The sequence below is a fragment of the Flavobacterium soli DSM 19725 genome (genome assembly GCF_000422705.1).
GTDB lineage: Bacteria > Bacteroidota > Bacteroidia > Flavobacteriales > Flavobacteriaceae > Flavobacterium > Flavobacterium soli.
The window spans coordinates 66445-79201 of record NZ_AUGO01000008.1; the positions used below are offsets into that span (position 1 = coordinate 66445).

The following is a 12757-nucleotide window of genomic DNA, read 5'->3' on the forward strand; positions in this document are numbered from 1 at the left end:
TTTAGAAGTTAATGTTTACACCTAGCATATAGGTTCTTGGAATAGGGTATGTTCCGTTGTCAATTCCACCACCAATTGGTGCGGCACTAACAGCTCCTGGATCAAATCCTCTATATTTTGTAAATGTATATAAGTTGTTTACACCTAAATACATACGAAATTTAGAAATGCCTATTCTATTGCTGAAATCCGGATTTAAAGTATAGCCCAACTGAACATTTTGAATTCTAAAATAAGAACCATCTTCTACAAAATAGTCAGAAAAAACGTTATTGCTAGTTGCATCAGTTGTCACTCTTGGAACGGTATTGCTTGTTCCTTCTCCTGTCCAACGGTCTAAAACATAGTTCAATCGGTTTACATCGGTTAATGTTCTTTCGTAGTTTCTGACGATATCATTTCCAATTGAAGCATAGGTATAGGCTGCAAAGTCAAATCCCTTGTAGGTTAAATTGAAATTGAAGCCCATAATCATATCTGGAATCGGATCTCCAAGATTTGTTCTATCATTTGCATCAATAACCCCATCGCCATTTATATCTTTAAATCTTATATCTCCTGGTTGTGCAACTGCACCAAGAGCTTGTTGAGATGGATGTGCATTAACTTCGGCTTGATTTTGGAAAATCCCATCAGTTTGATAGCCATAAAAATAGCCTATTGGTTGTCCTTCCTCCATTCTAGAGGTCAATAAAGTTTGGCCTACTCCAAAAGTTCCACCTTCAATAAAACCTGTTTCAGTATCTACAAGCTCTACGACATTATCAATAGTTGAGATATTGTAATTCAATTCCACTTTGAAATCATCCGTAATTTGATTGTTGTAGTTAATTGCAAATTCAAATCCTGAATTTCTTGTCGTTCCAGCATTTACGGTTGAGTTTCCACTTCCTGGAGCTCCACCACCACCAATTCCAGATGCTGGGACACTTCCGATGAGTAAATTTTCTCTAACATCATTATAATAATCGGCTACTATGTTCACTTTATTTTCAAAAAGGTTGAGGTCTAAACCAATATCTAATTTTTTACCTTTTTCCCATTTAAGATTTGGGTTTGGAAGAACCCCAACTGCTGTTCCGTTGATTAGACTTCCGTTAAATACATATGTAGCTTCTCCATTAAGCAAAGATGCGAATCGATTGTTACCAATTTGATCGTTTCCTAAAACACCATAACTTGCTCTTAATTTCAAGAAATTAACAATATTATCAGTTCCAAAAAATTCTTCGTTTGAGATTAACCATCCAGCGGTCATTGATGGAAAATAGGCGATAGTATTATTTGGACCAAACTTAGTAGAAGCATCTCTTCTATACATTCCAGAAATTAAATATTTACCTTTGAAATCATATTGAAATCTTGCAAAATAAGATAGTCTTCTTTCGTCATAATTGTAGGCTCCAACATCTCTTCCCTCTCTAAATCCATTAGCCAAAGAAATATCTGCAAATTCCCATGAATTATTTGGGACATCGTAACCCGAAGCATTTAACCCTGTGCCAAATTCTTTAAAAATAGTATTACCAACAGTAAAGGTTAGGTTGTGATTATCAGCAAATGTCTTTTTGTAAGTTGCAAAAAAGTCAAAAGAGTAGTTATTGTCTTCATTTTTGCTTTGATCTACACGGCTTCTTGGCACATTAAATACCTTTCCCTCAACATAAAAAAGCTCTTTTGCAAAAGTTTTTCCTCTACCATTCCCAGTATTAAAACCAATTCTAGAGGTTAATGTTAATCCCTCAATTAGTTCATAATCTAGTCCAAATGTACCATTGATTTTTTTGTAACTTCCATCATTGTATGTGTTTTCAAGTTGAGCTAATGGATTGATGATTTCTATACCATAACCTTGGTTTGGAATTTGCGTAAATTCACCATTTTGATCATACGGAGTGAAAGTTCCAGGCAAGTTTATTGCATTAAATAATACAGATCCTAAACCATTATCGTTGAAACCCCTTGAATTATAATAGCTATAAGTAACATTTGTCTGTACTTTTAATTTTTCAGAGATATCAAATCCTAAAGCGATTCTAGCGGTATTTCTTTTAAAACGTGATTTATCCCAATCACCGATGATTCCTTCCTGAGTCAAATCGGAAGCACTGATGGCATAGGTAACTTTATCGGTTCCTCCTGATACTGAAAAGTCATGACTAATGATTGGAGCACCTTTGCGAAAAAGTTCATCCTGCCAATCAGTCCCTTTCCCTAAGCCAGAAACGTCTGGATAAGGTAATGGGTTTCCTGCATTTGCATAGCTTTCATTAAGAATCAATGCATAATCGGTGGCATTCAATAAAGAAAGTTTTCTTGAAGTTTCTTGAAAACCAGTATAACCATTATAGGTTACCATTGGTTTTGTATTTTTCCTTCCAGTTTTTGTAGTCACTAGGATGATACCGTTTGCTCCAATAACTCCATAAATTGCTGCTTGAGCATCTTTCAAAACGGTTAGTGTTTCGATATCACTTGGGTTTAAATCACTTAGATTACCTACATATCCATCAATGATAGCTGTTGGTCTGTTCACTTCATTTGAACCAACTCCTCTAATTTTAATGTCAAATCCTGCGTTTGGAGCACCTGTTCCTCCAGATACAATAACACCGGAAACTGTCCCTTGTAAGGCTTGATCTACTTTAATAGGTTTTATTTTTTCCATTGTTTTTGCATCTACAATAGAAACTGATCCCGTAACCTCACGTTTTTTCTGACTACCATAACCAATAACCACAACTTCGTCTAAGGTTTTGGTGTCTTCTTGCATGGCAATTGCAACATTGCTATTATTTGAAGTTACGGTATATTCAAAATTAGAATATCCTACATAACTAAATACAACCACGGATCCTGTTGGAATTCCTCCAAGCGAAAAATTTCCATCAAAATCCGATGTTGTTCCTTTAGTAGTATTCTTAATTTGAATGTTTACTCCAGGAAGCGGTAGTCCCGATCCTGATTCTTTAACTGTTCCTCCAATGTCATAACTTTGGGCAAAACCAAAAGCGGAGAGTAACAGAAAATAAATTAATAGATAATTTGACTTCATAAGTATGTTTTTTGTGAATTATAAAATTAGCCTACTTATTTGAGAATAATTCAAAATATACCACAACAAAAAACATACATCCTAAAAAAAGTAGTGCAAAATTTCCATACCAACAAAACAATCCCAATAGATATGCAGAATGTTAGAGTAATGTTAAATCAAAAAAATCTTAAAAAAATCAAAAAAAAGAGCCAATACAACGTTGTTGTTGTGGTAATGTATAGGTAATTTTTACAGATGTAGTAGTGGTGCTATATGGATAGTATATACTCAACAAGCCCTTGTTCGTGAGGTAAATCCATTTTTTTACGCAAACGATATCGTTTTATTTCAACACTTCTTACGGAAATATTCAATAATGGTGCAATTTCTTTCGATGAAAGGTTGAGTCTCAAATACGCACAAAGCCTTAAATCATTAGGTGTTAGGGAAGAATGTGCAGCTTTTATTTTTTTCAAAAAGTCTTTATCTGCATTATTGAAAGCTTCCTTGAAGAGGTCCCAAGTATCTTCTTCACTGATGTTTTTATTGATTGTTGTGATTACGGTTTTGATATTTTTCGAATTATCATCTGTTTTTTTCAAATCTTCCTTGATGGATGTCAATAATTCATTTTTCTTAATCAGGCTCATAGTCGAAACAGCCAATTCGCGGTTCTTGCTATTTACATCAAGTTCCAATTGTTCATTCTTTATTTTTAGCAGTTCTTGTTCAACCTCCATTTCTTTTAATTCCAATTTTCTATTATTGTCTTCAATCAACTTGTTCTTTTGATTTTGATAATAAGAATTGTAAGCTTTATGCACAAAAAATGCAATTATGAAGATAATGATCAGATAGATCAATATGGCTAAATTAGTAGCATACCAAGGTCGTTCAATTGTAAAGTGATAGACAATTGTATTTTCTGAAAGCGAATTCCCAACCCTAGCACGAACTTTAAAAGTATAATCTCCAAAAGGCAGATTTTTGAAACTTACATACGGTTTATTTGACCAAACGCTCCATTCCTCAAAATAACCTTCAAGCAAGTATTGATATTCGGCTACAATATATTTGTTGTATTCTGGTACACTAAAATTGAACGTAAGATTATTGGAAACAAAATCGATTTCTTCATCACCTGTAATGGAGATATAATGAATGTTCGAGTTGCTTTCATTTTTATAAACTGTATTTAAATTGATATTGAATTTATTGAAATTCAATTCATTAATGTTCATTGAATAGTAGCCGTCAGTAGTTCCAATAAAATAAATATTCTCTCCAATTCTCGAAATATTTTCATAACCAGGCATCGAATTATTGAGTGAATAGGGGATAGGGATAGTGTTGAGTTTTGGCTCGCTACTCAATTTTCCTATAGTGAAATAATTAATATTATTTTTAGTAAAAAGCCATAGTTTGTCGGATTTATCGACTATTAACTTCCCCGAACGATATTCGTCATTTTCAATCGCCTTGCTTAATATTAGGTCTTTTTCAAATTTTTTATTTTGGTTATTAAATTTGAAAATCCCTTCTTTTGAAGCATAAATTATCGTGTTGTTGAATTTTGCTAGACCTGCATTTTTTCCCTTTGCTGGCGATTTATAGGTTTCAAATTTTGTAACTTTTGTAAAATTACTGTTTAATAAAAGTCGGAAAATGGCTTTATATTCATGACTTACAATTATTTCGTTAGGCGAGTTAACTTCAAAAAATTTAGATGAATAATCAAAACCTGCAATTTTATTTTTGAATTTCCATCCTGAAGCCGTTTTCTCCAAAATACTAATTCCTGAATAATTCCCCTGAAGTAATTGATTTGGATTATTAGGAAAGTTTTGAAACTTCCATGTTCCCGATTGGTTGTAAATCAAGCTCGAAGTACCCTCATTAATAACAAAAGTACCTGAATCATGACCACAAAATAAGGTGTTGTCATATTCAAAAAGTGACCAAACTTGACCTTTCGTTCCGTTCACGATTTGATATTGCTCGTTTGAATTATTGGTTTTATAAAATAATCCCTGATTTGTTCCTACATAGATTTTATTGTTAAATACCGTCGAAGAATAGACTGTTCCTAGAATTCCTGTCTTGTCGAAAAAGGTTTTTATGGGAGAAGAAATATTCAAACAATCGATTCCATTATCAAGTCCAATCCAAAGATTTTTCTCCCGATCTTCAAATAATGAAAGGATTGTGTTATTGCTTAATCCTTGATTTTGAGTGATATGGTATAATATTTTTCCTTCTGGACTTATGATAAAAACACCATTTGATATACTCCCTAAAGCAAAATTTCCATTATTCAAAACGATACTTGCATAGATACTGGTAGAATTGAGCAAAGCATCAGCTTCAGTCGTCCATTTTAGAAGATTGCCATCTGAAAATTTATAAAATCCGCTGTATTGTGTTTGAATGAGGATGCCATCATTTGAAGAAAAAATATTCAAGACCTTTTTATTCTGCATGATTTTTTGATCGACTAAAATATGCGAATTCCCATTTTTAATTTCAAAAATACTTCCGTCAACGCTTTGAAAAAAGATACCGTCACGTGCTTTAAACGATTTTAAAATACCGCTTTTGGGTGTGATAATTTTGAACTGTTGGGTTTTGCTATCATAAATATAAATCCTATTCAATGATTGGAATATAACCCATTGATCATAGTTGATAATGTTCCAAAATTGTTCATCATCAATTAACTTTTCTTTTATTTTTTTGCTAAGAGAGGTATATTCGAGAATGCCTTTCTCATTCTTAATCCAAAAACCAAATTCCATGTAACATCCCGTATATACTGTGTTTTCAATCACTTTTACTGAACGAAGAATCGTTTCATTTGGTGATGGATAAAGTCTCCAATTTGCACCATTAAATTCTAGTAATCCTTCGTTGTTAGCAATGTAGATGAAGTTTTTTTTATCTTGATCAAGCATCCAATTTTGGTTTCCAGCACCATATTCTTCCGAACTATATTTCACAATAGACGGCAACTCTTGTGCAACTCCAAGAAAAGAAACGGTAAAGAAAAGAAGCACTAATTTTAGAGGAAAAACTTTCATAATCGAATTTAAATAGGTTGCTAAAGATAGAAATATAAATAGGTTTTGTCAAAAAAAGCAACGTTATTTTACGGTGCTTCGTATAATAAAAAAGCACGTTTTTTCGTAGAAAAAACGTGCTTGCTGACTAAAAAAAAAATTATTTTTTAATGATTCTTGATGTAGTTACTTTTCCTTCTACGGTTACTTTGGCGATATAAACTCCGCTTTGAAAACCTGAAAGGTTAATAGTTTCATTGTTTTTGAATGAATTTATTGATAGTATTTCTTGTCCAAGTAGGTTATAAAAGGTGATGTTGTCAATTGTTTTTTCAGCACTTACATGGAAGAAATCGCTAACTGGATTAGGATACATTTTCACTGAAGAAATTTTAAAATCCTCAGTCGCTAAAGCTCCATTACTGAAATAAACATTATCTACATATACTTTAGAACCCCCACCAACAAAGATCAACTGGGCAATATTTTCCATTGTTGTCAATCCTACAAAATCTGTTAAAGGAATACTCATCGTTACCCATAGGCTTTGAGCCGGATTGTCAAAAGTCAATTCATGTTCTACGTCATCGCCACCTTGAAAGATTCCGTTTGCACCAAAATCTACCAATTTAATTTTGAATTGCGTGAAAGTTGGCGACCAAACATCTACATTGAAATGTGTCATACCCGTGATGTCAAGCTGAGAAGTAACGGTTTCGATACCCACAAAGTTTAGAGAGGTATATTTTTTCGTGTCGTTTCCTGCAACCTGAACATCCTCCAAAGTCGCATCCGACCAATCTGTTTTCCAAGTGTCAACCGTAACATTTGTATAGGCATTGCTAAACATCGAGATTACATTTGCAGCATCCATCGTTGGAGTAGGTGCTGCAACTGTTGGGTCTGAAGGGATAACAATAACTGTTTCGTTACTAAAATAGACATTATCAATATATACTTTTGCACCACTTGCTACAAAGATAATTTGGGAGATATGTTGCAATGAAGTTAGATTTTCAAATTCTGCCAAAGGAATGGTATAGGAATTCCAAGTAGATTGTGCAGGACTATTAAAAGTGATTTCATGTTCAGAGTCGTCACCGCCTTGAAAAACACCATTAGGGCCAAAATCAACCAATTTTATTTTGAAAACAGTGAAGTCAGGCGACCATACATCTACATTAAAAGCAGTCATACCCGAAGCATCGATTTGAGAAGTCACGGTTTCAACTCCTACAAAAACCAAAGGATCATATTTTTTCACATCGTCTCCTGCAATTTGAACGTCTTCTAACGTAGCATCCGACCATTCTGTTTTCCACGTATCAACTGCAACGTTGGTATAGGCGTTACTAAATAGTGAAATTACATCAGCTTGCGGCAATATTGGAAGTGGAGCTGCTACTATAGGATCTGTTGGAACCGTACTTGCTTCGTTCGTAAAATATACATTGTCAATAAATACAGTTCCTGTACCAACTGGCATTCCTGAGAAAATAAGTTGTGCAATATGCTCTTTGTTTATCAAATTTGTAAAATTAGTCAAAGGGATGTCATAACTTACCCAGCCATTTTGAGCAGGTGTTTCAAATATAATTTCATGCTCAGTATCATCGCCACCTTGAAAAGCACCATTTGCGCCAAAATCCACTAGTTTGATTCTGAAGGTTGTAAGGTTGGGTGTCCATATGTCAACATGAAAATAAAGCATGTCACCAGCATCAATAAGGTTAGGGCCAACCGTTTCAATACCAACGAAACTAAGGTTAGAGTACTTCTTTACATCGTTTCCTGCAATGGATAAATCTTCCAAGGCTCCAGCTGACCATTCCGTTATCCAAGTATCAACTGGAACATTGGTATAAGTGTTGCTAAACATTGAAATAACATTCGCCGGATTTCGTGTAGGAACCGGTGGTGCATCTGTTGGAGCTTGCGAAAAGCCGTAAGAACAAATTAAAAGGAAAATCGTTTGCGTAATTTTTTTCATGATACTATTGTTTTTTGTTGTATCTCAAATTTAGGATTGAAATAGAAGATTTGTATAAAAACCAACTATATAAAAACTATACAAATTGTAAACTATTTAAAACACAACTAAAACATGGTTTTGCGAAAGATTTTTAGAGTAATATTCCATTAATAATAAGGTTTGATAATGATGTAAAATGCAAAATGTTGTGGTAATGTATTGTTTTTTTAGAGAAAATTTTATAAGTATTTTTATGTATTTGATTAATTTTAATAGAAAAAAGTGTCAAATTCTTATTTATATCCTATGGAATTGAATTAATGAGAATTACATTATTGCAATTATAAAGTCTAAATAGTTGATAATATGGCAATTGATTTATTGATTTTAAGAAATTAGTAATCTTTATTCAAATTTTAACAAATTAGATTGTAATAAATCCCTATTTTCGCTCGTTAACAATAAAAATTTAAACATGAAAAAGATGAAAAGAGCGATTTTAACAGCGTTTGTATTAGTAGGTTTAACGTTAACTTCTTGTGGAAGTGATGACAACGGAGGAGGTGCAGAAGCATCTATTGTTGGAAAATGGAATCCATTAAAAACAGAAACTAAAGTAGGAAATTCTCCTGCTCAAGTTGAAAACTATGATGGACATGAGCCTGGTTGTGATAAGGATTATTTTGAATTTGTTCAAAGTGGTAGCCTAAGAGAAGTGGTTTATTTCAAAAACGTTTCTGACGTTTGTACAGAAGATGAAGCTCAACCATCTAGTTGGGTGAAAAATGACAATACCTTGACTATTAATGATGGTCAATATGATGGTGTTTATCAAATTAAAAGATTAACCAGTTCAGATTTACAGCTTTCTACTGAAGTTTCTTTTCCAGGTGGAACAACAACAACATTGACACTTTTTTTCAAAAAAGCTGCTAACTAAAAAGAAGTTGTATTAAAAAAGAAAAGCCTTAAACTTAGAGTAGTTTAGGGCTTTTTTTTTATGACTAATAGGTTCTTTTAAACAATCTCAGCACTCAATCCTGCATCCAGGAGTTGGGTACACTGCGGTTTTAATTCGTCTAAAGATCCTGTTTTTACTGTACATTTTCCTTTGTAGTGTACTAATATTGCACATTGTTCAGCCTGTTCTGCTGTATGGTTGCAAACTCTGATGAGTGTTTCAATTACATGATCAAATGTATTTACATCGTCATTAAATAAAACAATTTCGTTGTTTAGCCCTACAGCTTCTTCAACCAAAACCTCTTCTAAAACTTTTTCGATTGTACTCATTTTAAATTGTATACTGATTTGAATCTGGAAACAAATTTACGAATTTATATATTTTAAAGAAACCCAATTATTTCTTTTAAATTTCTTAACATACGTTAAACCTTGTTCTTTACAGGAGGCATCAATGAATGGAATATCCTCTTCATAAAAACCACTTAAAAGCAAAATACCCTCTTTATTGAGGCACTTCACATAAGCTTCCATATCATTCAAAAGGATGTTTCTGTTGATGTTGGCTATAATCAAGTCATATTTTTTACCTTCCAATATTGTTGCATCACCTTCATAAACAGTGATGTGACGGCAATTGTTCCGTTCGGCATTTTCGATAGAATTTAAGTAGCACCAGTTGTCAATATCAATGGCGTCAATTGGCTGAGCACCTTTCATTTCGGCTAAAATGGCTAAAATAGCAGTTCCGCATCCCATATCCAGGGTTTTTAGACCTCTAACATCTGTTTCCAGTAAATGCTGAATCATCATGTGGGTGGTTTCGTGATGTCCGGTACCGAAACTCATCTTAGGCTCGATCACGATATCAAACTCGGCATTGGTTTTAGGATGAAAAGGTGCACGAACATGGCATTTTCCGTCCACATCAATTGGTTCGAAATTTTTCTCCCATTCTTCATTCCAGTTTACTTGTTCTATTTCTTCAATTGTATAGGAAATCGTAAACTCAGGCGAACTCAGAATTTGAATATCTTCCAAAACATCTTCTGTCCACAGCTGCTTCTGGATGTAGGCAACCACACCAAAATCGCTTTCTGTAAAGCTTTCAAAAGGTTTTTCGCCCAATTCGGCTACTAATATTTCTGAGCCAAGCTCTTTCGGTTCGACCGTAAAATGATATCCTAGATAGGTATTTGCCATAACATTAAATTTTTGCAAAGGTAATATTATCATAACATACGGTAAGTAAATTTAATATTAAGTTTGCATCAACTTAACACAACTGGTTTAATGAAAAAAACAATTGCAATTTTTGCACTATTCTTCGCTTATTCGTTGAATGCTCAAGTTACTATTAAGCAAGCAACTGATGACAATGATTTAAAACTTTCCACTTTACCTTACTATAATTTCGGAAAAGGTATTGGATTGACTTCTCCCGACAGTTTATTTCAACTTAATATTCGATTCAGGATGCAAAATCGTGTTACCTATATCGAAAACGAAGACGAAAAACCGGCTTATGACGGACAAATTCGCCGTCTTAGACTGCGTTTTGATGGTTATGTAGGAAATCCTAAGTTTTTGTATGCCATTCAATTATCTTTTTCTCCGGGAGATGTTGGCGAAGTAATCCCTGGCGAAAATATCAATATTATTCGTGATGCGGTAGTTTTTTATAGGCCTAATAAAAGCTGGAATATCAGTTTTGGGCAAACTAAGCTTCCAGGAAACCGTCAGCGTGTTAATTCCTCTGGAGGTTTGCAACTTACAGATCGTTCCATCAACAATGCAAGATTTACTATTGATAGGGATTTTGGGTTTCAGGTGCACAACTTGAATGAGTTTAAGGACAAATTTTCATACAATCTAAAAGGCGCTGTCTCTACTGGTGAAGGTCGAAATGTTACAGGAAAAGCCGATGATGGGGTAGCGGTTACTGGAAAAGCAGAGATTTTTCCGTTTGGCGCATTTCAAAAAGATGGAACTTATTTTGAAGGTGATGTCCTTCGTGAGCCTAAGCCAAAGTTGATGCTTTCAGGTGCTTTTCAGCAAAATAATCACGCAAAACGCACACAAGGCCAACTAGGAAGTGACTTGTTTGAGGCACGAACAATGAAATCTGTAATGCTGGATGCTATGCTAAAATATAATGGTTGGGCAGCGATGACGAGCTATATGTCTAGAACAACCAATGAGAATGCGGTAACTTTTAACCCTGATGATGCTACCAATTTTAATTATGCTTATATAGGGAGTGGGTTTGATTATCAATTGAGTTATGTTTTTCCGTCCAATTATGAAATTATTGGAAGATATTCGACTCAAAAAGTAGGAGACGACATCATGCTTCTCGCTCCAGATCAAAAACAATACAGTCTAGGAGTTACTAAATATATTTGGGAGCATACCTTCAAAATCCAAACGGAATTGACTTTTGATAACCTTAATTACCACGAGGGAAGCACTAAAAACAATTGGTATTTGCGTTTTCAAGTCGAAATAGGAATATAATTCTGACAAGCTGGATATTTTTACGCTTCGTAAATCTCTTAAATAATGAAAATAAATCAAGTGAAGGAATTATATATTGAATTATATTTTTATATTTACTTAAAATATTTCATTTTTGTTAAATAAGCTAAAAAAAATACATTATTCTTTGCGGTATTAATTTTTAAATATATTTTTACGTTAGTTAATTAAACCTTATTATTTTATTATGAAAAAACTATTTTTATTTCTTGCCATGGCAAGTACGACAATGTTTGTATCATGCGGAAGCGATGATTCAGATGGAGGACCAGCAGTGACTGGAGTTGTATTAACTGTAAGTTCTACTTCAGTTGATTTAGGACAATCTGTTACCTTAACAGCTAAAGACAACAATGGAGAAGATGTTACAGCTGATGTTGTGTTTTATGACGGAACAACTGTTGTTACCTCTCCTTATACACTAACAACACCAGGAGCTCACTCTTTAACGGCTAAATTAGATACTTTTACAAGTCCAGCAGTTGTTGTTAATGGTAATGTAGCTGCAAATACTGTTTTTGCTAATGGAACTTCAAATGTTACAGACATTTCTATTATGTATTATTTAGGTTCAACAGAAGCTGGAGCAAATGTTTTTGTAGCTAATCCTTACAATCAAGTAGGTACTGGTGAGACTGCTACATATCCAAATGATATTTATGTTTATTTTACTTCAGCTCAGGAAGCAGGATCTGAATTTTTAACTTTACCTGAATTAGGTAATTATGCGTTTGGATTGCCTACTTCAAGTAAAGTAACTATTGATGCTAATGTATTTATTAACAGTCAAGAGATTTTAGAAACTGAGGTTACAACAGATGCTAATTGGAATTTGGAAGCTTTGACAGTAGATGAAACTGCTCAATCATGGGATTTTACATATGGTATCAAATTAGCTAATGGTTCTTATGTATATGGTGATTTTAGTGGTGACTTTGAGTTCGTTAATCAAGCAGGAAGAAATTCAGCAAGAAGTTCTGCAGGCTCGAAAATCAAAGTTGTTACGGTTACTCCTGCTGAATTGCAAGCAAATTTAGATGCAGTATTAGCAAAAAACAAGAAATAATCTAATTTTGAATTAGATTTTAAAACCCGATTACGAAAGTAATCGGGTTTTTTAATTTCAATCATTGTTATTTGATATTTTTTGATGTTCAAAAGTCCTTTGACGATACTATTTTTAATCTTCTC

8 protein-coding genes are annotated in these 12757 nt (G+C 33.6%); 3 read left to right on the forward strand and 5 right to left on the reverse strand.

Translation table 11 applies throughout. The features are described from left to right. Position 1: 1 nt before the first annotated feature. The 3 genes from G508_RS0111035 to G508_RS19570 all read right to left on the reverse strand — a co-directional run bounded on the left by G508_RS0111035 (position 2) and on the right by G508_RS19570 (position 8083). Positions 2–3055: a SusC/RagA family TonB-linked outer membrane protein gene (locus G508_RS0111035; protein ID WP_026705372.1), complete on the reverse strand. Its 3054-nt coding sequence runs from the start codon at positions 3053–3055 to the stop codon at positions 2–4. Between the two features lie 251 nt (positions 3056–3306). Beyond that, positions 3307–6114, reverse strand: a complete 2808-nt coding sequence (locus G508_RS0111045; RefSeq protein ID WP_026705374.1) for a helix-turn-helix and ligand-binding sensor domain-containing protein — start codon at positions 6112–6114, stop codon at positions 3307–3309. Positions 6115–6253: 139 nt separating this feature from the next. Beyond that, positions 6254–8083, reverse strand: a complete 1830-nt coding sequence (locus G508_RS19570; protein WP_026705375.1) for a T9SS type A sorting domain-containing protein — start codon at positions 8081–8083, stop codon at positions 6254–6256. A gap of 457 nt (positions 8084–8540) precedes the next feature. On the opposite strand from G508_RS19570, the gene G508_RS0111055 reads away from it, so the two are divergent. Further along, entirely contained in the window at positions 8541–9005 is a 465-nt protein-coding gene (locus G508_RS0111055) for a lipocalin-like domain-containing protein (RefSeq protein ID WP_026705376.1), read from the forward strand. Positions 9006–9082: 77 nt separating this feature from the next. On the opposite strand, the gene G508_RS0111060 is transcribed toward G508_RS0111055, so the two are convergent. Then, positions 9083–9358 carry an ATP-dependent Clp protease adaptor ClpS gene (locus tag G508_RS0111060; RefSeq protein WP_026705377.1) on the reverse strand — a complete coding sequence of 92 codons (276 nt, stop codon included), beginning with the start codon at positions 9356–9358 and terminating at the stop codon, positions 9083–9085. 36 nt (positions 9359–9394) lie between these two features. Next, entirely contained in the window at positions 9395–10231 is an 837-nt protein-coding gene (gene prmA, locus G508_RS0111065) for a 50S ribosomal protein L11 methyltransferase (protein WP_026705378.1), read from the reverse strand. Between the two features lie 90 nt (positions 10232–10321). On the opposite strand from prmA, the gene G508_RS0111070 reads away from it, so the two are divergent. Together G508_RS0111070 and G508_RS0111075 are read left to right on the forward strand one after the other, a co-directional pair. Further along, positions 10322–11545 (forward strand): porin, encoded by a 1224-nt coding sequence (locus G508_RS0111070; RefSeq protein ID WP_026705379.1) that lies wholly within the window; start codon positions 10322–10324, stop codon positions 11543–11545. Between the two features lie 235 nt (positions 11546–11780). Next, positions 11781–12632 carry a hypothetical protein gene (locus G508_RS0111075; RefSeq protein ID WP_157485971.1) on the forward strand — a complete coding sequence of 284 codons (852 nt, stop codon included), beginning with the start codon at positions 11781–11783 and terminating at the stop codon, positions 12630–12632. Positions 12633–12757: the final 125 nt, after the last annotated feature.